The organism is Flavobacterium sp. YJ01 (genome assembly GCF_029320955.1).
Classification (GTDB): domain Bacteria; phylum Bacteroidota; class Bacteroidia; order Flavobacteriales; family Flavobacteriaceae; genus Flavobacterium.
The window spans coordinates 4419680-4445746 of sequence record NZ_CP119757.1 but is presented as its reverse complement, the minus strand read 5'-3'; the positions used below and the strand labels follow the sequence as shown (position 1 = coordinate 4445746).

18 protein-coding genes are annotated in these 26067 nt (G+C 32.9%); 10 read left to right on the top strand and 8 right to left on the bottom strand.

What is annotated here, in order from left to right:
* Positions 1-18: 18 nt before the first annotated feature.
* Positions 19-300, bottom strand: a complete 282-nt coding sequence (locus P0R33_RS19420) for a hypothetical protein (RefSeq protein ID WP_184160868.1) — start codon at positions 298-300, stop codon at positions 19-21.
* A gap of 245 nt (positions 301-545) precedes the next feature.
* On the opposite strand from P0R33_RS19420, the gene P0R33_RS19415 reads away from it, so the two are divergent.
* The 3 genes from P0R33_RS19415 (at position 546) to P0R33_RS19405 (ending at position 5484) form a co-directional block, all read left to right on the top strand.
* Positions 546-2957, top strand: coding sequence for a TonB-dependent receptor (locus P0R33_RS19415; protein WP_276172818.1), 2412 nt, complete (start codon positions 546-548; stop codon positions 2955-2957).
* 143 nt (positions 2958-3100) lie between these two features.
* Positions 3101-3553 carry a hypothetical protein gene (locus tag P0R33_RS19410; RefSeq protein WP_276172817.1) on the top strand — a complete coding sequence of 151 codons (453 nt, stop codon included), beginning with the start codon at positions 3101-3103 and terminating at the stop codon, positions 3551-3553.
* A gap of 152 nt (positions 3554-3705) precedes the next feature.
* Positions 3706-5484 carry a long-chain fatty acid--CoA ligase gene (locus P0R33_RS19405; RefSeq protein ID WP_276172815.1) on the top strand — a complete coding sequence of 593 codons (1779 nt, stop codon included), beginning with the start codon at positions 3706-3708 and terminating at the stop codon, positions 5482-5484.
* Between the two features lie 114 nt (positions 5485-5598).
* Here the strand turns inward: P0R33_RS19405 and P0R33_RS19400 are convergent, their stop codons facing one another.
* The 7 genes from P0R33_RS19400 to P0R33_RS19370 form a co-directional block, all read right to left on the bottom strand.
* Complete coding sequence (locus tag P0R33_RS19400; RefSeq protein ID WP_276172814.1) at positions 5599-6087, bottom strand: hypothetical protein; 489 nt, start codon at positions 6085-6087, stop codon at positions 5599-5601.
* A gap of 1195 nt (positions 6088-7282) precedes the next feature.
* Positions 7283-7552 (bottom strand): hypothetical protein, encoded by a 270-nt coding sequence (locus P0R33_RS19395; protein ID WP_276172813.1) that lies wholly within the window; start codon positions 7550-7552, stop codon positions 7283-7285.
* Between the two features lie 280 nt (positions 7553-7832).
* Positions 7833-9830, bottom strand: a complete 1998-nt coding sequence (locus tag P0R33_RS19390; RefSeq protein ID WP_276172812.1) for a UvrD-helicase domain-containing protein — start codon at positions 9828-9830, stop codon at positions 7833-7835.
* Positions 9815-11893 carry an AAA family ATPase gene (locus tag P0R33_RS19385; RefSeq protein WP_276172811.1) on the bottom strand — a complete coding sequence of 693 codons (2079 nt, stop codon included), beginning with the start codon at positions 11891-11893 and terminating at the stop codon, positions 9815-9817. The genes P0R33_RS19390 and P0R33_RS19385 overlap by 16 nt, the downstream gene beginning before the upstream one ends.
* Before the next feature lie 238 nt (positions 11894-12131).
* Positions 12132-12929, bottom strand: a complete 798-nt coding sequence (locus P0R33_RS19380) for a TatD family hydrolase (protein ID WP_276172810.1) — start codon at positions 12927-12929, stop codon at positions 12132-12134.
* 303 nt (positions 12930-13232) lie between these two features.
* Positions 13233-14654, bottom strand: coding sequence for an RtcB family protein (locus tag P0R33_RS19375; protein ID WP_276172809.1), 1422 nt, complete (start codon positions 14652-14654; stop codon positions 13233-13235).
* 892 nt (positions 14655-15546) lie between these two features.
* The gene (locus P0R33_RS19370) at positions 15547-17064 is read right to left on the bottom strand and encodes a TROVE domain-containing protein (protein WP_276172808.1); all 1518 of its coding nucleotides are present in this window, start codon (positions 17062-17064) and stop codon (positions 15547-15549) included.
* Between the two features lie 122 nt (positions 17065-17186).
* Between P0R33_RS19370 and P0R33_RS19365 the strand changes: the two genes are divergently transcribed.
* The 7 genes from P0R33_RS19365 to P0R33_RS19335 all read left to right on the top strand — a co-directional run bounded on the left by P0R33_RS19365 (position 17187) and on the right by P0R33_RS19335 (position 25916).
* On the top strand, positions 17187-17801 hold the full coding sequence (locus P0R33_RS19365) for a hypothetical protein (RefSeq protein WP_276172807.1): 615 nt from the start codon (positions 17187-17189) through the stop codon (positions 17799-17801).
* Positions 17802-18116: 315 nt separating this feature from the next.
* The gene (locus tag P0R33_RS19360; RefSeq protein WP_276172806.1) at positions 18117-19154 is read left to right on the top strand and encodes a WYL domain-containing protein; all 1038 of its coding nucleotides are present in this window, start codon (positions 18117-18119) and stop codon (positions 19152-19154) included.
* 221 nt (positions 19155-19375) lie between these two features.
* The gene (locus tag P0R33_RS19355) at positions 19376-19834 is read left to right on the top strand and encodes a MarR family transcriptional regulator (protein ID WP_274253820.1); all 459 of its coding nucleotides are present in this window, start codon (positions 19376-19378) and stop codon (positions 19832-19834) included.
* A gap of 46 nt (positions 19835-19880) precedes the next feature.
* Positions 19881-22271, top strand: a complete 2391-nt coding sequence (locus P0R33_RS19350) for a 3-hydroxyacyl-CoA dehydrogenase/enoyl-CoA hydratase family protein (RefSeq protein ID WP_276172805.1) — start codon at positions 19881-19883, stop codon at positions 22269-22271.
* 92 nt (positions 22272-22363) lie between these two features.
* Entirely contained in the window at positions 22364-23545 is a 1182-nt protein-coding gene (locus P0R33_RS19345; protein WP_198856475.1) for an acetyl-CoA C-acyltransferase, read from the top strand.
* A 158-nt stretch (positions 23546-23703) separates the two neighbouring features.
* Entirely contained in the window at positions 23704-24054 is a 351-nt protein-coding gene (locus tag P0R33_RS19340; protein WP_276172804.1) for a four helix bundle protein, read from the top strand.
* Positions 24055-24110: 56 nt separating this feature from the next.
* Positions 24111-25916: an acyl-CoA dehydrogenase family protein gene (locus P0R33_RS19335; protein WP_276172803.1), complete on the top strand. Its 1806-nt coding sequence runs from the start codon at positions 24111-24113 to the stop codon at positions 25914-25916.
* The last annotated feature ends 151 nt before the right edge of the window (positions 25917-26067 follow it).

Here is a 26067-nt window from a genome sequence, read left to right as displayed (position 1 = left end):
GCTAGGACATTATTTATTTTAATCTTTAAAAGCTGATGCAATTCCAGTTACAATATTGGCAGTTCCAAAAGCAAACAATCCAGAAGCGATTGCCGTTTGCCCAGAGAAATATTGACTTTCGCGAACTATAATACTAAAAATTGTTCCGCCAGCTAATCCGGCAATTAAACCTAGACCAATTGTCGAAATAATCCACCAAGGTTCTGGTTCTGGAATTGGATGTTTCTTTAATAATTCGCGCCACCAGCCAGGATATTTAGTTCCGCACCAACCCATCGCTAAGAAAAAAGCAGTTTCCATACTATTTTAATTTATATAAAGCCTACTCTTTTGCTTTTCGGCTTCCGCATTATGACTGGGATAAAAGTAAGATTTAGGTTTTTGAATTATTCTATGAAATTTCCCGTTTTTGAAAGGGGAAAAATCCCCTTTTTATTGAGCTTAATTTTATTCAAAGGAAATCATTAATTAATGCTAAGCCTAATTTAATAATATCTTAAGGCGGTTTATTCGCCTCTATTTCATGCGATAAATAACTTTGTTGCATGGAAAAATGGAAACAAATTTTAGTCGCTGCAATTTTATTATTTGCCTTTAGTCAAAACTCATTTAGTCAAAAAACAAATTCGATAAACGGAACTGTTTCGGACGGAAAAACTCCTATCGAATTTGTTGATGTGGTTTTGAAACCTGTAAGCGATACTACCAAAACAACTGCATATACGGTTACAGATGCTTCAGGAAAGTTTATTCTCGAAAATATAAATCCTTCCGATTATATCATAAAACTTAGATTGATTGGTTTTAAAACATTCACTCAAAAAATAAAATATACTGGAAATTCAATTTCACTTGGAAATATAACTTTACAAGAAGATGCCAATCTTTTAAATACAGTTGTTGTAAATTCTCAGAAAAAACAAATTCAAAAAACTGCTGAAGGCTTTGTTTTTAATGCCGTTTCTAATATTTCGCAATCTGGCGGAACAGCAATTGATATGCTTAAAAACATTCCTACTGTGGCTGTAGATGCAGACGACGCGATTTCGCTAAGAGGAAAAACACCTTTAATTTTAATTAATGGAAAAAATTCTGCTATTACCAATATGAATCAGATTCCGGCAAGCAGTATTGAAAGTATCGAAATTATTACAAGTCCAACTGCGAAATACGATGCCAATGCCGAAAGCGGAATTATCAATATTAAACTTAAGAAAAACAATTTAAATGGTTTAAATGGCGCTGCAGTTCTTGGAGGTGGTTTTGGCGCAAAAGGAAGAATGAACAGTTCTATTCTTTTAAACAATAAAACTGATAAATGGAATGTTGGTCTTGCGTATGATAATCGTTTTGCAGGAAGAACTAAAAGCATCAAAGGCGAAAGAACCAATTATTTTATTGATGATCAACATTTTATCAATCAAAATAGACATGATGAAAGAACTGAAGGTTTGCAAAACTTAAAATTCAATGCAGATTTTTCCCCAAATGACAGAAATACCTTTTCATTTGAAGCACTTGGAAATATGGAAAGTCAAGATAATGATGAAACTTTAAAAACAGATGTTTTCAACAGTTCAAATCAATTTTATTCTAGCAATAAACGCCATTCATTAGAATTAGAACGTTCAAAAGCCGCAGAATTTGGTTTTAATTACGATCGTAAATTTTCTGATGATGGAAAAAGTTTGAACGCAAATATTACGACTTCTTATAATTTTCACAGAGAAAACACGAATATTGATACCGACAACTATGACGAAAATAATACAATAATTGGCGATACCTTTTGGCAGAGAACACATAATTATGAAAAAGAAAATATCTCGAATGCGATTTTAAATTATGCATTTCCTATTTCAGAAAAATCTATAATTGAAACTGGATATAAAGGAACTTTCCGTTTTTTTAATTCTGATTTTCAAAGCGCAGATTTAATCAATAATGAATATGTAATAAATCCTCTGGTTAGTAATATTTTCGATTTTAATGAACAGATAAATGCCGTTTATGGGCTTTGGAATTCATATTCTGGTTCTAAGGAAAATCAAAAATGGAAATACAATTTAGGACTTCGTGCGGAGCAAGTCAACAATAGTGGAAAAACACAAACAGGAAGCGATAGTTTTTCAAACAATTACCTAAAACTTTTCCCTTCAGCTTCTGTACAATTGAATTTAAAATCGGATGAATCTTTAAAATTCGGTTACAGTAAGCGTATTAACCGTCCTGATTTAGATGATTTGAATCCGTTTATTGATATTACAGATGCTTTAAATCCTCATGGTGGAAATCCGTATTTGAAGCCAGAAATTATTCATATTGTAGAATTAAATTATAATAAAGAATGGGATAAATATTCTCTTTCTGGAAATGCTTTTTATAGAAATGCCAACAATACTATTCGTCAATATGGCACACTGCAAGATAACGGAGTAATTTTATTGCAACCTCAAAACATCGGAAACACAGTTACTTACGGTTTGGAAAGTATTTTCAGTTTTAAGCCTTTTCATTTTTATGATGCAAATATCAGCGTAACTGCTTTTGAGCAAAAAATCGATGCCGGCAATTTAGCACAAACGGAAGATGTTGTCAAAAGTGCTTTCAGCTGGTACGGAAAAATGATTAATAATTTTGTTCCTTGGAAAGGCGGAAAACTTCAAGTTATCGGAAATTACAATTCTGCCGTGGCAACTCCACAAGGAAAAAGAATTCCGATTTACAATGTTGACATGGGTTTTCAGCAAAAGTTAGGAAATGGAAATGCTCGACTTGGATTAGTTGTTACCGATATGCTTAACACTTTAGAAAGCGGTTACAAAAACAATACTTTATTATTTAGAAACAACAGAACTTCTAAATCTGACACACGCGCCTTGATGCTAACTTTTGCCTATACTTTTAAATCTGATTTTAAAGAAAAATTACTAGAAAATCAGTTTTCTACGGAGTAAAAACTTACCAAATATCATTAAAAAGTAAAAATTTCATTCTTGTATTTTTAAGGTTCGATTCTATTGAAAATTTAATTTATATTCGCCAAACCAAAAATCGGCCATTAGATTTTTTAGTCCCAAAAACATTAAACCTACATAGAATGAAATTTTTAAAATTACTTTTTTTAAGCAGTTTATTTTTAACTGTTTTTCAATCTTATTCTCAAATCAAAGTCGATCAGATTACTTATAAAGTTCACGATCATTATATTACCACCACAATCGGATATCCTGTAACGGGAACTTTTATGTCTGAAGGCAAAAAAGAACCAATTGTACAATTGAATCAAGATGGAAGCGGTATTTTTCAGTTTGAAGATTTAACGAAAGAAAATATTGTCTGGGGAATTGAATGTACTGAAGAAGGTGTACCTACTTTTAAAGAAGGATTTAATAGCGCTACTTATACTTTTTGGTATAGAGATAAAAATAAAGAAGACTGGAATTACACGCAGTTTTCAATTCACTTCAATAAGAAGAAAATGTTCATTATGGGCGAACGTATGAAAGATTACGAAGATTATAATGAGATGCAAAAACAATATTCCAAATAAATTTTTCTCTATTTTTTCTAAAATTTACTACTAAAAAGAAAACGTTTTCGTTGAATTTTAATAGTACTCATAAATTTTGCCATTTAATTATATAAAATTAAAAATCATTCCTAAATTTTATTTAATTTGCAGTAAAATTCAATATATTAAACATGGTTCCAATCACACGCCTTTTTGATTTTCCCTACTATCAACAAGAAACTTACAACCTTCCAGTCGCTCTTGCAACCAAAAAAAATGGAGCTTGGGAAAAAACATCTAGCCAGGAATATATTGCAAAAGCAAATGCTGTTTCGAGAGCATTATTGCGCATGGGCGTTCAGAAAGATGATAAAATTGCTTTAATTACTTCAAATAATAGAACCGAATGGAATATCATGGATATTGGTATTTTGCAGACCGGTGCTCAAAACGTTCCAATTTATCCAACAATTGCTGAGGAAGATTACGAATATATTTTAAATCACAGCGGCAGTATTTACTGTTTTGTATCTGATGATGAAGTCTATCAAAAAGTTCAAGCTATTAGAGCTAATGTTCCGACTTTGAAAGAAGTATATTCTTTTAATGAAATTCCAGGTTGCAAACATTGGTCTGATCTTTTGTTATCAGGTGAAGATGAAAGCAATCAAAACGAAGTTGAAGCCAGAAAAGATAGCATTACAACAGACGATTTAGCAACCATTATTTATACTTCTGGAACAACTGGAAGACCTAAAGGTGTAATGCTTTCGCATAAAAATATTGTTTCAAACGTTTTGGACAGCGCGCCAAGAATTCCGTTTGATCCAGGAAAAAGTACAGCATTGAGCTTCTTGCCTATTTGCCATATTTTTGAAAGAATGATTTTGTACATCTATCAATATTATGGTGTTTCAGTTTATTTTGGAGAATCTATTGACAAAATCAGCGATAACTTAAAAGAAGTTCGTCCGACTGTAATTACGGCTGTTCCGAGGCTTTTAGAGAAAGTTTACGATAAGATTTATGCAAAAGGTGCAGAATTAACTGGAATTAAGAAAAAACTGTTTTTCTGGGCAATTGATTTAGGTTTAAAATATGAGCCATACGGAGCAAATGGAGCTTGGTACGAATTTCAATTGAAAATTGCACGCAAACTGATTTTCAGCAAATGGAAAGAAGGTTTGGGCGGAAATCTAGATTTAATGGTTTCTGGAAGTGCGGCTTTGCAACCACGTTTAACAAGAGTTTTTGCTGCGGCAGAAATTCCGGTTATGGAAGGTTACGGATTAACTGAAACTTCTCCGGTAATTGCGGTTAACGATCAAAGAAACAAAGGTTTTAAAATTGGAACTGTTGGAAAACCAATTCGTAATCTTGAAGTTAAAATTGCTCAAGACGGTGAAATTTTAATAAAAGGTCCAAACGTAATGTTAGGCTACTTTAACGATCCTGAAAAAACAGCTGAGGCTTTACAAGACGGTTATTTCCATACAGGAGATATCGGAGAAATTGACGGCGAAGGTTTCTTGAAAATTACAGATCGTAAGAAAGAAATGTTCAAAACTTCTGGAGGTAAATATATCGCGCCTCAAATGATCGAAAATGCGATGAAACAATCTCGTTTTATCGAGCAGATTATGGTAATTGGTGAAGGAGAAAAAATGCCAGCAGCTTTTATTCAACCCAATTTTGAATTTGTAAAAGAATGGGCTAAAATCCATAGAATTACTTTAGGCAGTACAGATAAAGAAATCAGTGAAAATAAAGACGTTATCAAACGTATTGATGAAGAAGTAGAAAGCATCAACAAGAAATTTGGACATTGGGAACAAATCAAACGTTTTGAGCTTACGCCAGATGTTTGGTCTATCGATGGCGGACAGCTTACTCCTACCTTGAAATTAAAGCGTAAAATTATTAAAGAGATTTACAAAGATCTTTACGCAAAAATCTACGGGAACAATTAATAAATCAAAATAATATAACCAAAAGAAAGCGGCTGTCAATAGACAGCCGTTTTTAATTTACGAGTATATCACTCAATGACAAATGTCATTCTCACTATTTTAATGTTTTGTTTTCTAGAAGAAAAAGTTTTTAAAATCTCGAAAGAAACTTCTTTTCTTAGACTTTTTTTCAGCCTTTTTCTTTTTCTCAAAAACAGCTTTAGTTTTCTCAATCCGTTTAAACGGTTTTATTTCTTCCGTTTTAGAGATTTCGTAAAACTTTTTGAAAGGTCTCGGATGAAAGTCAACCAAAATTGCTGCCATGTTAATAGCGTCAATGTTTGACGGATCTGTTTCACCTTTAAGGAATGTTTCGATAGGTCTAAACTTATCTTTTTTCTCCTTAAACTTATTTTTTTTATTATGATCAAAATCTAAGCCCAAAAGGTTACTGAAAACATACAGATCCTCTTTTGTTGGGTTATTTTCGAAAATCAACCAGCACAAATCACGAAGTTTTCCACGAGAAGGTTTGTACAAATAATCAAAGTATTTCCCTTCTTTTTCGATTTCGTATTTTTTTCTAATTGCGGTTTTATATTGTTGTAATGTATTGTTTTGCATGGTGTTTTTGGTTTTGTAATTCTTGGGATCTCAGGAAATCGAAGGCTTTTCTAAGAAATCCAATATCACATCAATTCAAAAGCACCATTGCTTTACCAGAGAAATATCTCTAAATGATATATATAATTTTCCTAAAATTCACCTTTCCATTCCATAGGTTAATAAGCTCCAAATCCATCTCGCTACTCGAGGCAAATGGCGGCTCACTAAATTCCACTTTATCTGTTTGACCACTATCGTCTGACCTAAGTCCTATTTTTTGATTCATCCTTAAATTTTTATTGTTTTTATTAAGCTTCTGAGGTACTAAGATGCTGAGACACTAAGTTTTTTTAACCTCTGTCCCTTTGCTCCTTTGAACCTTTGTCCCTAAGACAAAAAAAAGCACCCGATCAAAGGTGCTTCATTACAAATACGATATCACTATCCTATTGCCTATATTGATGCACCGACATGTAAAAGCATTCACGGTCCGAAGCCGCGGCTACTAATCCTGGGTTGTGTATGTATAATTTAAAACTCATTTTATTTATTTTTTATATTGTTATTGCAATTGTCATTGCGATTGTTATTGTAATTGTTTCAATTTTGTCTGGCAAAGATATGATAGAAAAATTCATATTTCCAAATATTTTTTAAGATTAATTTTCTGACTATCAATTAGTTAATTCTAAAATAAAGACAAAGAAATTCCTGTCCGCAAACTGGTGCAGATCTCGTTTTGTATCAAATGACTGTTACTCATTAGATTACTTTCCAAGACTATATTTCTCTATTTTTATTAATCATTAAACTTTTTGGTTAAATATTTTTTTAGTTTTTTTCGATTAGTATGTCATTTCGACGAAGGAGAAATCTTCGCAAGTAACTCCGCAACGAAAATCCAATCTTTGTCGAGCTTCTCGTGGAGATTTCTCCTTCGTCGAAATGACAAACAAAAACAAAAAAAAGCGTCCCGAAATTAGGACGCTTTTATATTTTATGTTGAGTTGAACTCTAAAATCTACATTTCAATTTCATAAAAATACATATTGCATCCAAACATCTCAACTGGAGAATCTCCTGCCGATTGTTCAAAATTTTTGCTTACTGAAAGTATCATATGTATTTTTCTGTTTATTAATTACAGATACAAATGTAGTATATTTTATATTAATTTAACAAAATATACTCAAAATATATTTTTTATAACAAATTAACTGTTATTGAGACAAGCCTTCTGAATCTGCTTCTCTGAAAATGGCGATAACGTTTCTGCCAGATTTCGGCTGGTTCTTAAACAGCTCAGTATTTTTTGCCTTAAATTGATATCGTCGCCAAACTCTGTATGCATTAAAAGCTCGAAGATTTCCTGCAAATACAGGGGCTGTTCTTTGTAATCTCCCTCAAACAATTCGTCTGAAAGGAAATTAATTACGGATGGCACTACATCACGATGTGTTGGTTTTTGATTTTCTTTTGTCATTTTTCTGAAAATATTAAACGCACGAAACCCTCATCTTCGGTTGTGACAAAACATTCTTATCGAATGAGATTAGGGCTATCACTAGCACCTTCAACGTGAATGAGGGATTCGCTTATTATTAACTTATATTAAGTTTTCAGGATATAATCCTAGATTTATTTTGACAGAACAAATATAAGTCTTTATTTCAAAAAGAAAGAAATAACTTACTTTTTAATTTTTTAAAATTTTATTTTGATTTTAGGTTGAAAACAAAGATAGAAATTATTAATTCTGATATTTAAGATACCAAATCATCAATGTTAAATATATTCTTTTCTCCAAACCAAATTTTAGCCTGCTCTATTACTTCTTCACTATATTCATCATTATAAAAAACAATTAAATCATCCATCGCTCTAGTACAGCAAACATAAAATAGCTTTTGCGTTCTCTCAATTATAGATTCTTTATCAACCGTTTTTTCAAAAAGTGCTTTATAATTTAATTTTGTATTGGCACTTTTATCAAGAAAAACTAAAACATTATTAAATTCTGCACCTTTTATACCGTGCTGAGTAGAATAAACTGTTTCATTTTCAACATATTTATATAAACATTCGACTTCTTTAAAATTAACTTTTTTTACACGTTCAAATAGAAACTTATTTTTATCTAAAAAATGTTTAGTCCTCTCATCAATCTGACATAACATAAGCTCATCTGCTTTTCTTATCACTGTTTCTATACTTTCTTCTTTAACTAAATGAAGATCTCTTAATTTTTTATTTAATTCAGCTTTGTCTATCCCTCTATTAATTTTAAAATCACTTTTATTTATTAAGGCATAATAATTTTTACTTTCATATAGTGATATTATTTCCTGTATTCTTATTAAATATCTTATCAAATAATCTCTTTCATCATTTCTTTTGTTTGATTCTTCATTCTTACTTTTCTTTTTTCCAATTAATTTATCTTTACTTAAATAAATACTTTTTAATTCTTCAAAATTCATGCTTTTTGCAAAATTAAATATTGCTACATTAGCAGATAAAAAATCATAAATTCCTTCCGTAGGTAATATCTCTTTAATTTCAGAATATTTTCTGTTAAGTATGTTAATAGCCTTAAGATAGCTTAAAGTAGATTCGTTATTTAGAATATTTTTTAATTCATCTAGGCCTTTTTCAAACTCTAATCCTTCGTCTATTCTTTTTAGTAAAGTATTAATAACTTCAATAAATGACATATCTGTTAAATCATCTTTTATTGAATTCTTTGCAACATATTTTTTTATTCTTTCGACATACCCTCCACTTCCTACAATTTTGTCTTTATCGTATATATCAATTAAACTAGCAAAACCAGCCTCACTTGCAATAAGTGAGTGAGACAAAAAAAGAAGTTTGGTGTTTTTTGAATCTTTAAAATTCCAATTTTTACAGAACTTTGCTTTTATAATATTATAAGCATCTTTATTTGCTTTTTTAGTGAATACAAATTTTGTATTCCCTTGTTTGATAGCTCCATCTTTATTATTTGGCGCATATGGATTTATTTCTGCATTTTGCTCTAATGGATCTAATCTAATATTGTTAGCTAAATCAATTACACTTTGTGGATTTCTACGATTAACTTTTTTTGGTACTTCAATAATTAGAGGAATATCAACTCTCTTATCTTCAATATATTCTGACAAATTATCCCCATCTTGATAAATTGATTGCATCCTATCTCCAAAAAGTCCAATCACATTCCTTTTACTTGTTTTATTTAAATGGTTAAAGAATATCTCAATTACAGGCTTATAAGTATCTTGATACTCATCGATAAAAATATAATCGTATTTATCTTTTATAATTTTAGACAATAGAGGATATGTTATAAATAAATGTTCTGCTATAACAAGTACATCTTCATGTTTGATAATACCTTTTTTAAAGTTCCGATATTCACGATAATCTATTCTTTCAATTTCATCAAAATTTAAACCATCATCTGGATTTAATTCTATAAGCGATTTTTTCAAGTTAATTTGATATGGACTAATATTCATCCACAAAAAATCATGAATTGTTGAGATCACTAAATTATCATAATTCGTACGTTCCTGAATTTCGTCAGCAGCAACATTCGTAAATGTTATACATGCTATACTAACTTTAGGATTGTCTTTATATAGTTTATTTAATAATTCAATTAAGGTATGAGTTTTTCCACTACCTGCACCACCACTTAAAAGAAAATGATTTCCTGATTCGATAGCATTAAATATATCATCTATTTCTGTAGCCATAATAATCCTTCTTTTATATATAATGGAATTTCCCAAGTAGTATAATTCTCAGCAGAACTATAATAAATAATATCCAATGCAAAATGCGTTTTTTTATCAATACAATGTTCAGCTAAATCGTATGCATCTTTAATCGCATCGCCTTTTAAATCGAAATGTTTAATATTTTTCAATCCCTTAAAAACAGATTTATTATCCGAAATAAATTTTCTGTTTAAATTTATGAATGCATCTTCAAAACTTTTTGCATGATAACTGTTTTCACGGTGTTGAAAAGCAATACATAATGAATTCTTTTTTAAATAAAAATTCTCTTCAGATGTTTTCAATTCACTAAATGAGTTTCCTTTTAAAAAATGTTTGATTGCATTATTTAAACTACCACTAGCCTCTGGATCATCAACCCTACATAATTTATTTTCAAATATGGGCTCATTTTTTTTATTGAACTCACCTGTTTTTACTTTCTTGCATGTATCAAAATCCGTAATAATCAAATATTTAACACCTATAAAGTCAATGAATTTTTCAAAAATATGAGAATAAGCTCCAACTTCAATAATTGAAATATTTTGCGATAATAATGGTAAATCAAATTTGTTTTCGTTGTCCAATTTTACCATCATAACGGGCAATAACAATCTTTCTGTATCTCCTTCAATTAAAACCGCTTTATCAGCAAAGAATAATTCTGCTCTATTTAAAGTCAAATAATGCTTTAAAAATTCATATTGGTTTGTTTCTTTTGAGTACTCGTTCTTTAAATCTTTTAAATTTTTGCATATAACTTTATTTTCGCTTGCAATTTTATAGAAGTATTTTACCGTATCAAAATCGCTTTCTGCTGTAATGTGTGAAGAATGAGTAGTTACTATTCCTTGAAGGTTAAATTGTGATCTATCCGAAACTCTACTGCCATCTGAATCAAGACCTTTCTTTTCATTCTCTAAAATTTTTGATATATTTTTTATAAAAATGTGTTGCATTTGAGGATGCATATGTGCTTCTGGTTCCTCTATGAATAATAAATTTATATCTGCTGGAATTTGATTATCCAATTTTTCATTTTCTCTTCTAAACTTTTTACACTTGAGTTCTATCTCAAAAATCATCGCAAATAGATTCATGTATCCTAAGCCGTGATAATCTTCGGGCAATTGAAAATTTGATTGGTCATAAAAAACAGACGTGTTTTCTTTTAAAATGTTTTTACTCTGTAATGATGATAATATTTTAATTGAAGATTCTCCAGGCATTTTTCCTCCGAAAAGTTCTACCTTTTTAATGACATCTTTAAAGACAGATGGATATATTTTATTTAATTTCTCATCAGTACTTCCTAATTCTTTATTAAGTCTATTTATAGTTTCTTGTTCTTGTTGACTATTTTCGATACTTTCATAATAATCTGAAGATAGTTTTGATAATGTCTTATCTGGTCTATTACTATCAGAATTATTGACATCTCGTTTTGCCTTTATACTTTGAAAATTTATAATTTTTGAAATTATATTCTTATCTTTAATTACTTGAGAACTTATAACTTCATCTCCATCAAATATGAAGGATTTAATCTCCATTTTGAAAAATCTTTTATTATCTGTTTTTCTTAGAAAATCAGTAATATTTTTTTTAGTGTTTTCTGATTTATAAAGTCCATATTCTCGAATTAGATTGCTGTAGCTATCTGGATTTAAATAATATTCAAAACCTAGAATGACCTTGTTTTCATCTTCAAGATTTAAAATAAGAGATGATATATTTTTCAGACTATCTTCTTTGTCGTAAAAAATTTCAAAAAATAATTGAATTTTAAAATCAAAATCATTACCAATATTAATTACATTTCTTTTTTCAAGTTTTTCAAGTTTTTTTATTTGATCTATATGAAAATCGTTAATAGAAAAAGTACTCTTGTCTGTTAAGAACTTTTCTAAAACTGACAAAAGAGAAGTTTTCCCTGTGTTATTTTTTCCAATTATTAATGAAAGATTATTTTCGAGATCTAATTTAAAATCTTTTAATAATCTGAAATTCTTAATGCGTATTTTCCTTATTTCCATAATTTTTTATTTTGTGGTCATCTTAACTTGCCAATTTACATTTCCTTATTAATTGTATTATTTCAGATAAAAAGTTAATTTTCAAAATTGGCTATTATTTCATTGAATTCTTTACGGTTTTCCATAATCATTATAATTTAAAATATTCTTTGCCTCCAAATATATATAAACAAAAAGCCCTCAAACCAAGTACAAACCCCTGATTTAAAAGCCAACAAATGATCTTTATAATTAAGACCTAAATCCCAAAAAAGTTTTTAGAATTCCTAGTCGTTTCCTCCACCACTTTAGCCAAAGTAATTCCTTTAAACTGTGCAATAGTTCCGGCAACATACGGCAGAAAAGCAGGTTCGCAACGGCGTTCGTGGTATTTCTTCAAAAGGCTGTTCGGGACATTTTTAGGAAGCATAAACGGCGCATCGGTTTCAATCATCATTCGGTCGAGCGGTACGTACTCAATGACTTCTTTTAAATGACTGAAACGTTTGGCATCTGAAATCGCTCCCGTAAAACCCAGATAAAATCCGTTATCGAGATAGGTTTTGGCTTCTTGCAACGTTCCCGTAAAACAATGCACAACGGCTTTGGGCAATTGCGGTAAATAGTCTTTGGTAATATTCATAAAAGAATTAAAAGCGCTTCTTTCGTGCAAAAACAAAGGTTTCTGTACTTCAATCGCCAATTCTAATTGGGCTTTGTAACATTCTTCCTGTTTGTTTCGGGGCGAAAAGTCACGATCAAAATCGAGTCCGCATTCGCCAACCGAAACGACATGTTTCTGCTTTAATAAATTTCGCAGTTTTAAAATGCTTTTTTCATCAAAACTCTTCGCATCATGCGGATGTATTCCCGCCGTCGAATATAATATTTCCGGATATTGTTTGGCGATTTCTAATGAAGTTTCGCTGTTTCTTACGCTAGTTCCCGTAAGTATCATTTGCGATACATCGGCGTCGAGCGCGTCTTGTACGACATCGTCTATGTCGTTTTGGAATTGTTTGTTGGTTAGATTGATTCCTATGTCTATGTAATTCATATTTTGTAAAGTTGCTAAGGTTCTGAGAGGCTAAGATGCTAAGTTTTTTTTCTCTTTGGAACCTTTAATTTTTTTTTAAGTTGCTAAATTTTTCTTTTTAATCTCGCAAAGTCGCTGAGTCGCAAAGTTTTTTCGTACTGTTTGTCATTTCGACCGAAGGGAGAAATCGCACTAGAAACTCTGCAAAGAATGTCGCCAATCTTTGTCGAATCCCGCGTGTGATTTCTCCTCCGTCGAAATGACATAAAATGCGGAAAAACCTTTGCACCTTTGTTTCTCTGTCACTTTGAACCTCTAAAAAAACTAATCTTCTCGACTCCCATCATCCGCCATTCTCACTAATTTTGGCGTAAACTTCGCTATAACATCTACTAAATCCTGTTGCGCTTCCATCACCTGATTGATATCTTTATACGCCATTGGAGCTTCGTCTAGACCTGCACCGATAAGCGTAACGCCATGATCTCTCAGGATCGATTTCATTTCGGTTTGTGTGATGTTTTTTATGGCTTGGGTTCTGCTCATTTGTCTTCCTGCTCCATGCGAAGCCGAATTGATGGCGTTCTCCTCGCCTTTTCCTCTCACCAAAAATCCAGGTGCGGTCATACTTCCCGGAATGATTCCCATAACGCCTTTTCCGGCTGGAGTTGCTCCTTTTCTATGTACGATCACTTCTTCGCCGTTCCAGATTTCTTTCCAGGCAAAATTATGGTGGTTTTCGACTTTGGCTAAAATCGTCGCACCCAAAGCGCGTTCCATTTTGTTATGGATAATCTCGTGACAAGCCGAAGCGTAGTCTCCCGCCAAATTCATCGCCAACCAATATTCTTGTCCTAATTGCGAATTCATATCCAAATACGCTAAGTTTTTTGCCACTTCTGGAAGTTTACATTCGTCTTTGGCGATTTTAGTATAATGTCCAGCGATTGTGGCACCCATTCCGCGTGAACCCGAATGCGTTAACAAAGCGACGTATTTTCCTTTTGGAATATTTAAAACCACATCGTCTTTGGCAAATTCCATGATTCCGAATTCCACAAAGTGATTTCCACCACCCGAAGATCCTAATTGCGACCAAGCTTTATCTTTCAAATTCTTCACAAACGGATTCATATTAAATGTATCGTTCTCCAAAACCGCATGATCTGATTTGTACTGACCGTGAAATCCGTGACCTGCTCCAAAAATGGAATTGGCAATTAATTCTCTTTTGAATTTAGCTTCGTTTTCAAAGTAAAAATCTTCTGGAATATCATAAACTGACAACGCCATTCTACACCCAATATCAACCCCAACTCCATACGGAATAATGGCATTTTTTGTGGCTAAAACTCCTCCAATTGGTAATCCGTAACCTTGGTGCGCGTCTGGCATTAAAGCTCCCGCAACCGTAACCGGCAATTTCATGGCAACTTCCATTTGTTTTCTGGCTCCGTCTTCGATATGATCTAATCCGTAAGCCGAATATGCATTTGGATTCTGATTTAAAGCAATGAAATCTTCTGGTTTTTCATTCGATTTTTCGATTAAAGCCACAGCCAGTTTGCTGAAGATTTTATCGTCTATATAATTTTCCGGAGTTTCTAGGACGTTTTTGAAATTTGTAATCATTTCGTCTCTTGTAAATCCGTTTCTTTTGCTATTTATTTTTAAGGCAATCCCAATTATTTTTCCTTCTGGAAATCCTAATTCTAATATATCTGTTCCGCTTATTTGTGTTTTCATTTTTTTGTTTTTTAAGGGACAAAGGTTCAAAGTGACAAAGTCGCAAAGGTTTTTTGCCAAGCGAAGACATATTTCTCGCAAAGTCGCTAAGACGCAAAGTTTTTATTTAAAAGGATCAACATACAGTTTGTCATTTCGACGTAAGGAGAAATCTTCACAAGTAACTCCGCAATCAAAATCACTAATCTTTGTAGAGCCTCTCGTGGAGATTTCTCCTTCGTCGAAATGACAAATAATACGTTTTTTCAACATCCTTTTTTTAATTCATAATTTTAAAAGAGGTAACATTTAGGAATGGTTTAAATTTCTTTGGAACGAAGGAACCATTTCCTGACGACACTCTTTTTTTTTAAGAGCAATAATTGATAAGTGACTTTAGGATTCGAACCTAATAAATCAACCGACGAAGTAACACTTATACACGGCATCTTATTTTTTGAAAAAGTAATAATTGATGAGAGTATTTTGAAACCTTTACGAAGTAGCTCTCACACACGACATTTTTCAGTTTTTAAAAAGAAGTAAAAAGCAATAAGAGAAACGGGGCTTGTCTTGCCAGAGTCGAACTGGATAACCTTGCTGATTTTACAACTTCGCTATTCCTCCCCAAATTTGAGACGAAGTAACTCTTATTTACGACATTCTTTTTTTTATTTTTTAAACAAGGCAACAAACGATAAGTGAAATTTACGTGCTCTACCACTGAGCTACACTTCCTTTTATATTTTTTTTCTTGCGGAAGTGACGGGACTCGAACCCGTGACAACGTCGTTAACAGCGAAGTAACACTTATCTACGACACTTGTTTTTTATTCTTATTTTCAATGAACTTATTTCTTTTACAAATTTTCAAATCATACTGCGCAATTATTTTGCGCAGTAGATTTAAAATTTACAATTCTATTCGATTGATGTAATTTAATGCGCTGTTTTTATCGTCTAAAGCATTCAAAACATCAAACACTTTATCTGACCAACCGGCTATTAAATATACATCGTTTTTTTCGATGTTAATTGGCGCCTGACCGTAACCAGCCAAATCAAACAAATACAATTTTGCATTTGGAGCGATCTTTTTGTATCGGCTCCAGGAGTTTGCAAATGAGTCTTTTGCGTACGCATTATTCCACATTTGAACATCTGTAAACAACATTACTTTGTCTACAATTTCTTTTCGGCCAATTAAATCTTCCAAAACCAAATGACCGTTTGTAGCGTAACCCACTTCACCTTCGCGTTTGTAATATTCATTAACGTTGGCCAATATGCTTCGCTTTGGCATATTGATTATTTTCCAACGATCACCAAACATACCGCTAACCACATTTTTACAACGCCTTTGCATTAACATACCCAACATCAAACCAATATCGTAAAGCAATACTTTACTTTTTGCTGAAATTGGCTGTTGCATCGAACCCGAAACGTCACACGCAATTACAATAGATGTATTCAAATCAAAACCTTTTATGTTTTGTGAACTTGCCGTAACAGCATCTTCCAAAGCATCTAAAACCATTGAAGTATATTTGAAATTCAAATCTTTCACTTCACGATACGCTGCTAAAAATCGGAATGGCAATTGTTTTGAGTTTGCGACTGCTTTTTCGTTAGAAAGGTAATCGCATACTTTTTGCATATGAAAACCCGAAACATTCGCTTCTAAGATATTTCGTAAGTTACGCAACAAAGCCATGTAACCTACTTTACCGCTATCAATCAATTCTTCCCATTTTTGGGTGAATGCTTTTTGTTTTTCAAATTCGTTATAAAACTTTATTTGACCTAATTGCGACAACTCAGTTTCCCAAGTATATGGCGTTTGCAAAGTGTTACTCACAACTTTATTAAAAATGGTTTGTTGCGCTTCGTCTTTTGCTTTTGGATGAACCAAAAACAACGCATCTTTTAATTTTACAGCACCATCACGATTGTATTTTGCGAATTGGTATTCGTCAAATTTATTGAATGAAACCGCTAAACCTTTTTGGATTTGCTTTGATAAACGATTTAATTTCTTAACGCCATTTCGTTCGTTTGCCATTTGGTAATACGCTAACAATTCTGTTATTTCGTCTGCACGTTGTATAACATTAATTATCATTTTACTGATTAAAGAATCGCCAGAATAAATCTTAGCCAATTCTACAACCAAAACTAATGGCACAGAACGCATATGCATTTCGTTACGGGCATAAACTGCCAATTTTGCAACAAATACCGGATTGCATTTTTTAATCAAGTTTTTGATTCGCTCTAAACGAGTTGTATCTTTTTCATAAAATGAAGCACTCAAACTTGTTGTTACGACTGCTGTGTACAATTCGTATTCTGATGTTAAAGAAAAAGCTGGTGCGTTTTCGTGATTAACTATATTGTTTTTCTCTTTTGCTAAAAAATTGAATTTCATAATTTCTGGTTTTTAAAATTAGACAATGATTATTGTTTTATTTCTTGAACAAAGATTTCAAAACCACTACGCAATTATTTTGCGCAGTAAAAAAAGAATTTTAAATTTGAGTAAAAAACAACATGAATTTAGAGAAAATCTATTCTGATTTGCTTTCGAATATTGGCTTTTCAGCGAATGAAATTCAGCAAAACTGGAAGGATCTAGAAAATACATATTCAACAAAATCAAGGCATTATCATAATCTCATGCATTTAGAAGAAATGATTGACAGTTTTGAAACGTATCGTGATCAACTTCAAAACTCGAATGAAATATTATTTTCTATTTTTTATCATGATTTTGTTTATTCGGCTTCTAAAAAAGATAACGAACTCAAAAGTGCTGAGTTTGCTTTGGCTATTTTACCTGAAAATGTCAATCTAAATAAACAATTAGTGTTTGATACAATCTGCGCCACACAGCAACATCACCAAAATGAAATTGAAGATATTAATTGGTTAATCGATTTTGATTTGAAAATTCTCGGTAAAGATTGGAACGATTATAAAATCTATTTTGAACAAATTAGAAAAGAATATAGCATCTATCCCGATTTTCTATACAAACCTGGACGTGCAAAAGCTTTGAAACATTTTCTGGAGAATGAGTTTATTTTTCAGACTGAGGAATTTCGGAATTTATATGAGGAGAAAGGGAGAATTAATATTGAAAAGGAAATTTCAATATTAACATAAAGTATGTCTGTAGAGACGCACTGCAGTGCGTCTACGCAAAGTAATTCGACACCAATATAACGAAATAATTAAACATGTCGGGTTTTGCTATGCGTTGTGGCTAATCGTTGCGGAGACGCACTGCTGTGCGCCTCTACGGTGCGTCTCTACGGAAAATTGGAACGAAAATAAAATCATTGAAAACGAGATTTCATTATTAACGTAAATGCGTGAGGGATTGAAGTGGAGCTCTTTTTTAAGGCGATTTTTCTTCGCCTTAAAAAAAGCGGGAACGTAAAGCCCGGCCCGGAGGGACACGCCCAAAATCATAAAAACATGTCACAAAACAAAAACGCCTTAATCCGATACAAAACCATCGATAAATGCCTTCAGAACAAATATAGACAATGGACATTAGAAGATTTAATCGAAGAATGTTCTGGAGCTTTATCTGAATACGAAGGACGCCAAAACCCAATTAGCAAGCGAACTATTCAAATGGATATTCAGTTGATGCGAAGTGAGAAATTGGGTTATAATGCGCCAATCGTGGTTTACGATAAAAAGTATTATAAATATGAAGACGAAGATTTTTCGATAACCGATATTCCGCTAACGGAAACAGATATGAATGTTTTGACTGAAACCGTTTCGATGTTGAAGCAATTTAAAGATTTCTCTTTATTTAATGATGTTTCGGATATTCTACAACGTTTGGAAGATAAAATCTACGCCGAAAAATCACATACCAAACCAGTTATTTATCTGGACAAAAATGAAAACTTAAAAGGACTTCATTATTTAGATGAAATATATCAGGCGATTATCAAGAAAATGGTTCTAATTATTACTTATAAATCTTTTAAATCCAGAGAAGAAACAAAATTTCATTTTCATCCTTTTATATTAAAGGAATTTAATAATCGTTGGTTTTTGGTCGGAAAGAAAAAAGCTTCTCAGCCGATTACAAATTTAGCTTTAGACAGAATTATTTCTATTGATTACGATTTTAATCTTCCCTATTTAGAAGAAGATTTTGATTCCGATGATTATTATAAAGATATAATTGGCGTTACCGTTAATTCAGGATTAAAAGCTAGAAGAATCGAATTATGGGTTGACGCTTCGAATGCACCTTATGTACTTACAAAACCTTTGCATACTTCTCAGCGATTAATCAAGGAAAATGAAGACAGAAGTGTCATTATACATATATATGTAATTCCAAATTACGAAATGGAACGGCTTTTATTAGGTTTTGGAAGCTGTGTTGAAATTTTAAGACCAGAAGGTCTGAGAAATCGTATGAAAAAGATACTTCAAGACGCCATTTCGCGCTATGATTCTGAAAAACCAACTGAAATAAATGCATAATTTTTTACAGAATACAGAATTAAATGCGTTTTAAAAACTAAAAAAGGATTTTTACAGCATTAAAAATGTTAAAATCTAAAAAAAGAATAGTATATTACACTTAAAATAAACAACCAAAACCCTCTAAATCAGGGATATTTTATAACTAACCAAAAAATTATTAAAAAATTATATGCATGCATAGTATTTTTTAATTATATTTGAAATCGATATAGTTAACTATGAAAGACAAAACGATAGATTATATTTTGAGAGCGACATGGCAGGCTGTTTCAAGAATGTATAACGAAGAAGCTGCTAAATATGACGCAACAATGGCAACAGGATTTGCTCTTTTAAGTATGGACAAGGAAGAAGGAACTCCGTCAACGGCTCTTGGCCCAAGAATGGGAATGGAAGCCACCAGCTTAACAAGAACCTTGAAATCTATGGAAGAAAAAGGTTTAATTGTTCGCAAAAAGAACCCAAGCGACGGCAGAGGTGTTTTGATTTATCTAACCGATTTTGGAAAAGAAAAAAGAGATTTATCTAAAAATACAGTTCTAAAGTTTAATGAAACCGTTAGAAAACATGTTTCGGAAGAAAAACTGAATCATTTTATTGAAGTTTCAGAAATCATCAATGAACTGATTCACGATAAAAACATATTTAATCAAACAGAAAACACAGAAGAAAAGTAATCAATTTTGATTGTCCTGATTCTGTAAAAAACAAATAATAACAAATATGAAACGCACAATTAAAAAAGTTGCTGTAATTGGATCCGGAATTATGGGTTCAGGTATAGCTTGTCATTTTGCTAACATTGGTGTCGAAGTTTTACTTCTGGACATTGTACCGCGTGAACTGACCGAAGCTGAAGCTAAAAAAGGATTAACACTTGAAAGTAAAGCCGTTCGCAACCGTGTGGTAAACGAACATTTGGCGAATTCATTAAAATCAAAACCATCTCCTATTTACAGTCAGAAATTCGCAAACCGAATTACAACTGGAAATACGACAGATGATATGGCTAAAATTGCTAATGTTGACTGGATTATCGAGGTTGTTGTTGAGCGTTTAGACATTAAGAAATTAGTTTTTGAACAAATCGAGAAATTCCGTAAACCGGGAACTTTGGTTACTTCTAATACTTCTGGTATTCCAATTCACTTTATGAGTGAAGGAAGAAGCGAAGATTTCCAACAGCACTTCTGCGGAACTCACTTTTTTAACCCTGCGCGTTACTTAAAATTATTTGAAATTATTCCTGGTCCAAAAACTTCTACTGAAGTATTGGATTTCTTAAACGAATACGGATCTAAATTCTTAGGAAAAACTTCGGTTGTTGCTAAAGATACTCCGGCGTTTATTGGAAACAGAATTGGTATTTACGGAATCCAAAGTTTATTCCACTTGGTAAAAGAAATGGGATTAACAATTGAAGAAGTTGATAAATTGACTGGTCCAGTAATTGGTCGTCCAAAATCGGCTACTTTCCGTACTGTTGACGTTGTTGGATTGGATACTTTGGTACACGTTGCCAACGGTATTTACGAAAACTGCCCGAACGACGAGCAACACGAATTGTTCAAACTTCCTGATTTCATCAACAAAATGATGGAAAATAATTGGTTAGGAAGCAAAACTGGACAAGGTTTTTATAAAAAAGTAGATAAAGATATTCTTTCTTTAGACTTAGATACATTAGAATACCGCGCTGCGAAAAAAGCAAATTTTGCTACGCTTGAACTAACAAAAACTATCGATAAACCAATCAATCGTTTTAAAGTTTTAGTAAAAGGAACAGACAAAGCGGGAGAATTCTACCGTAAGAGTTTCGCTGGAATGTTTGCTTATGTGTCAAACAGAGTTCCTGAAATCTCAGACGAATTATACAAAATTGACGATGCCATGAAAGCTGGTTTTGGATGGGAAAATGGTCCATTCGAAATCTGGGATGCAATTGGTGTTGCCAAAGGAATTGAAATCATGAAAGCCGAAGGTTTAGAACCTGCTGCATGGGTTACTGAAATGCTGGCTTCTGGAAGCGATAGTTTCTATTCTGTAAAAGAAGGAGCGACTTATTTCTATAACATTCCGACAAAATCACAAGTAAAAGTTCCTGGACAAGATTCATTCATTATCCTAAACAACATCCGCGAAAGCAAAAAAGTTTGGAGCAACAGTGGAGCAATTATTCAGGATTTAGGAGATGGAATCTTAAACTTAGAATTCCAATCTAAAATGAATACAATTGGTGGTGACGTTCTACAAGCTATCAATAAAGCAATCGACTTATCTGAAAAAGAATATCAAGGTTTAGTTATTGGTAACCAAGCAGCGAATTTCTCTGTTGGAGCTAATATCGGAATGATTTTCATGATGGCGGTTGAGCAGGAATATGACGAATTGAACATGGCGATCAAATTGTTCCAAGATACTATGATGCGTGTTCGTTACTCTTCTATTCCAGTTGTAGTAGCGCCTCACGGAATGACTTTTGGAGGTGGATGCGAAATGAGTTTACATGCTGATAAAGTAGTTGCTGCCGCAGAAACGTACATGGGATTAGTTGAGTTTGGTGTTGGAGTTATCCCTGGTGGTGGTGGTTCTAAAGAAATGACTTTAAGAGCTTCAGATTTATTTCGCAAAAACGACGTGGAATTGAATGTTCTTCAAGAGTATTTCTTGACAATCGCAATGGCTAAAGTTTCGACTTCTGGTTACGAAGCTTTTGATACTGGACTTCTTCAACATGGTAAAGACATTATCGTAGTAAACAAAGATCGTCAGATTGCTGAAGCTAAAAAACATGCTTTGTTAATGGCGGAAGCTGGTTATACGCAGCCCATCAGAAGAAACGATATTAAAGTTCTAGGAAAACAAGCTTTGGGTATGTTCTTAGTTGGAACAGATCAAATGCAGGCTGGAAAATACATTTCTGAGCACGACAAGAAAATTGCTAACAAACTGGCTTATGTAATGGCTGGTGGTGATTTATCTGAAGCAACTTTAGTATCTGAACAATATTTATTAGATATCGAACGTGAAGCTTTCTTATCTCTTTGTACAGAGAGAAAAACTTTAGAAAGAATTCAATATATGTTAACTAAAGGAAAACCACTTCGTAATTAGAAAATAGAACAAAGAGAATAGAATATAGATTTGAGACTTCGTAAAGTCTATTTTCTATACTCTATCTTCTATACTCTTAAAAAACAAAACAAATGAAAACAGCATATATAGTAAAAGCATATAGAACAGCAGTTGGAAAAGCTCCAAAAGGTGTTTTTAGATTTAAAAGACCTGATGAATTAGCTGCAGAAACCATTCAGTTTATGATGGACGAACTGCCTAATTTCGATAAAAAACGTATCGACGACGTTATGGTAGGAAATGCCATGCCGGAAGCAGAACAAGGTCTTAACGTTGGACGTTTGATCTCTTTAATGGGATTAAAAGTAGAAGATGTTCCTGGTGTTACAGTTAACCGTTACTGCGCATCTGGATTAGAAACTATCGGAATGGCGACGGCTAAAATCCAATCAGGAATGGCAGATTGTATCATTGCAGGTGGAGCTGAAAGTATGAGTTATATTCCGATGGGAGGTTACAAACCAACTCCGGATTATAAAGTTGCTGCTGCAGGTCACGAAGATTACTACTGGGGAATGGGTTTAACTGCTGAAGCGGTTGCCAATCAATACAAAATCTCTAGAGAAGATCAAGATGAGTTTGCTTACAACTCTCATATGAAAGCCTTAAAAGCACAAGCAGAAGGAAAATTCGACAAACAAATCGTTCCGATTACTGTTGAGCAGACTTTCATCAATGAAAATGGTAAAAAAGAAACTAAATCATACGTTGTAAACAAAGACGAAGGACCAAGAGCAGGAACTTCTAAAGAGGCTTTGGCAGGTTTAAAACCAGTTTTCGCTGCTGACGGAAGTGTAACTGCTGGTAACTCTTCTCAAATGAGTGACGGTGCAGCTTTTGTTTTAATCATGAGCGAAGAAATGGTAAAAGAATTAAACCTTGAACCAATCGCAAGATTAGTAAACTTTGCTTCTTCTGGTGTTGAGCCAAGAATTATGGGTATTGGTCCGGTAAAAGCAATTCCGAAAGCCTTAAAACAAGCGGGATTAACATTAAACGATATTGAGTTAATTGAGTTAAACGAGGCCTTTGCTTCACAAGCTTTAGCAGTAACCCGCGAACTAAACATAAACCCAGAAATCGTAAACGTAAACGGTGGAGCTATCGCTTTAGGTCACCCTCTAGGATGTACAGGAGCTAAACTTTCTGTTCAGTTATTTGATGAAATGAAACGTAGAGGTAATAAATACGGAATCGTTTCGATGTGTGTGGGGACTGGACAAGGTTCTGCAGGGGTTTACGAGGTTCTTTAAAAAAGAGAATAGAATATAGAATAAAGAAAATAGATGTTTTTCTTTGAGAATATATAGAGAGTGACTTTTTTGGAGTTATAAAATGTTTCAAAAAACAAAATAAATATAGTATTAATCTTACTTTTTTATTTTAATTTCTTAAATTGACTCAAAAAAAAATGAGACACAATTATAAAAACTTAAAGATTTGGAAGATTGGAATTTCAATTGCTAATGAAATTTCAGATGTATTAATAGAATTTCCAAAACACGAACGATACGATTTGAGTTCTCAAATAAGCAGATGTTCGGTTTCGATGCCTAGTAATATTGCCGAAGGATCTTCAAGAACTGATAAGTCTTTTAGTCATTTTTTAGACATTTCTCTTGGTTCTTCATTCGAACTAGTTACACAATTATTGATTGCTAAACATAGAAAATATATAAACGAGATACAATTTAACCAATTAGAAATTAAAATAGAAGAATTCCAAAGAATGACAATGAGTTTTCAAAACGGACTAAAGTAAAAGTCTATTTTCTATACTCTATTTTCTATTTTCTTTCATAAAAAACAAAAGACAAAATGGCAGATACAATCGAAAAAAACGTGACTCGTGGTGGTCAGTTTTTAGTTAAAGAAACAAAATGCGAGGACATCTTCACACCAGAAGATTTCTCGGAAGAGCAGTTAATGATGCGTGAATCTGTAAAAGAGTTCGTTGACAAAGAATTATGGGCGCATAAAGATCGTTTTGAGAAAAAAGATTACGCTTACACAGAAGCTTCTATGCGTAAAGCAGGTGAACTTGGACTTCTTGGAGTTGCAGTTCCGGAAGAATACGGCGGATTAGGAATGGGATTTGTTTCTACAATGTTGGTTTGTGACTACATTTCTGGAGCAACGGGTTCGTTCTCAACTGCTTTTGGTGCTCATACAGGAATTGGAACTATGCCAATTACACTTTACGGTACAGAAGAACAAAAGAAAAAATACGTTCCAAAATTGGCTTCTGGAGAATGGTTTGGTGCTTATTGCTTAACTGAGCCAGGCGCAGGATCTGATGCTAACTCAGGAAAAACTAAAGCAGTTTTATCTGAAGACGGAAAATACTACTCTATCACAGGTCAAAAAATGTGGATTTCGAATGCAGGTTTCTGCAGCGTTTTCATCGTTTTTGCTCGTATTGGAGATGATAAAAATATTACAGGTTTCATCGTAGAAAACGATCCTTCAAACGGAATTTCTATGAATGAAGAAGAGCATAAATTAGGAATTCGTGCTTCTTCTACTCGTCAGGTTTTCTTCAACGAAACAAAAGTGCCGGTTGAAAACATGTTATCTGAAAGAGGAAACGGTTTCAAAATAGCTATGAATGCTCTTAACGTTGGACGTATTAAATTGGCTGCTGCTTGTTTAGATGCTCAAAGAAGAGTTACTTCTGGAGCTGTAAAATATGCTAACGAAAGAATTCAGTTTAATACTTCTATTTCATCTTTTGGAGCAATCCGTTCTAAATTAGCTGAAATGGCAACTAACGCTTACGCTGGAGAAAGTGCTTCTTACCGTGCTGCAAAAGACATCGAAGACAGAATCGCTGCTCGTGAAGCAGAAGGAACAAGTCACCAAGAAGCTGAATTAAAAGGTGTTGAAGAATATGCTATCGAGTGTTCTATCTTGAAAGTAGCGGTTTCTGAGGACGTTCAAAACTGTTCTGACGAAGGTATTCAGGTTTTTGGTGGAATGGGATTCTCTGAAGATACTCCAATGGAGAGTGCTTGGAGAGATGCTCGTATCGCTCGTATCTACGAAGGAACAAACGAAATCAACAGAATGCTTTCTGTAGGTATGTTGATCAAAAAAGCAATGAAAGGACACGTTGATTTACTTGGACCAGCAATGAAAGTTCAGGAAGAATTAATGGGAATTCCATCTTTTGATACGCCTGATTTCTCTGAATTATTTGCAGAAGAAAAAGTAATCGTAGCGAACTTGAAAAAAGTGTTTTTAATGGTTGCCGGAAGCGCTGTTCAAAAATACGGCCCGGATTTAGATTCTCACCAACAATTATTGATGGCTGCTGCCGATATCTTAATTGAAATCTATATGGCTGAAAGTACTATTCTTAGAACTGAGAAATTAGCAAAAACTCAAGGAGAAGAAAAAGTTCAGGAGCAAATCGCTATGGCTAAATTATACTTATACAAAGCGGTTGATATCGTAAACTTAAGAGGAAAAGAAGGAATCGCTTCTTTCTCTGAAGGAGACGAACAACGTATGATGTTAATGGGACTTAAACGTTTCACTAAATATACTAACCTGCCAAATGTTGTGGCACTTAGAGAAAAAATTGCAGAAAAATTAGTAGCAGAAAATTCATACTGCTTCTAATATAAAGATAGTTTTTAGCTTTTAATTTGTTATAAACCCGCACAAGTCCGAAACTGTGCGGGTTTATTTTTTATTTTTAAAGACGAAAGATTTTAACTACAAGACGCAAGTTTTTTGCACTAATTTGCAAAATATTCGTTAAAATTGTTAT

Coding starts and splice junctions, on each gene's coding strand:
- P0R33_RS19420 (WP_184160868.1), bottom strand. CDS start 300: ATGGAAACTGCTTTTTTCTTAGCGATGGGTTGGTGCGGAACTAAATAT.
- P0R33_RS19415 (WP_276172818.1), top strand. CDS start 546: ATGGAAAAATGGAAACAAATTTTAGTCGCTGCAATTTTATTATTTGCC.
- P0R33_RS19410 (WP_276172817.1), top strand. CDS start 3,101: ATGAAATTTTTAAAATTACTTTTTTTAAGCAGTTTATTTTTAACTGTT.
- P0R33_RS19405 (WP_276172815.1), top strand. CDS start 3,706: ATGGTTCCAATCACACGCCTTTTTGATTTTCCCTACTATCAACAAGAA.
- P0R33_RS19400 (WP_276172814.1), bottom strand. CDS start 6,087: ATGCAAAACAATACATTACAACAATATAAAACCGCAATTAGAAAAAAA.
- P0R33_RS19395 (WP_276172813.1), bottom strand. CDS start 7,552: ATGACAAAAGAAAATCAAAAACCAACACATCGTGATGTAGTGCCATCC.
- P0R33_RS19390 (WP_276172812.1), bottom strand. CDS start 9,830: ATGGCTACAGAAATAGATGATATATTTAATGCTATCGAATCAGGAAAT.
- P0R33_RS19385 (WP_276172811.1), bottom strand. CDS start 11,893: ATGGAAATAAGGAAAATACGCATTAAGAATTTCAGATTATTAAAAGAT.
- P0R33_RS19380 (WP_276172810.1), bottom strand. CDS start 12,929: ATGAATTACATAGACATAGGAATCAATCTAACCAACAAACAATTCCAA.
- P0R33_RS19375 (WP_276172809.1), bottom strand. CDS start 14,654: ATGAAAACACAAATAAGCGGAACAGATATATTAGAATTAGGATTTCCA.
- P0R33_RS19370 (WP_276172808.1), bottom strand. CDS start 17,064: ATGAAATTCAATTTTTTAGCAAAAGAGAAAAACAATATAGTTAATCAC.
- P0R33_RS19365 (WP_276172807.1), top strand. CDS start 17,187: ATGAATTTAGAGAAAATCTATTCTGATTTGCTTTCGAATATTGGCTTT.
- P0R33_RS19360 (WP_276172806.1), top strand. CDS start 18,117: ATGTCACAAAACAAAAACGCCTTAATCCGATACAAAACCATCGATAAA.
- P0R33_RS19355 (WP_274253820.1), top strand. CDS start 19,376: ATGAAAGACAAAACGATAGATTATATTTTGAGAGCGACATGGCAGGCT.
- P0R33_RS19350 (WP_276172805.1), top strand. CDS start 19,881: ATGAAACGCACAATTAAAAAAGTTGCTGTAATTGGATCCGGAATTATG.
- P0R33_RS19345 (WP_198856475.1), top strand. CDS start 22,364: ATGAAAACAGCATATATAGTAAAAGCATATAGAACAGCAGTTGGAAAA.
- P0R33_RS19340 (WP_276172804.1), top strand. CDS start 23,704: ATGAGACACAATTATAAAAACTTAAAGATTTGGAAGATTGGAATTTCA.
- P0R33_RS19335 (WP_276172803.1), top strand. CDS start 24,111: ATGGCAGATACAATCGAAAAAAACGTGACTCGTGGTGGTCAGTTTTTA.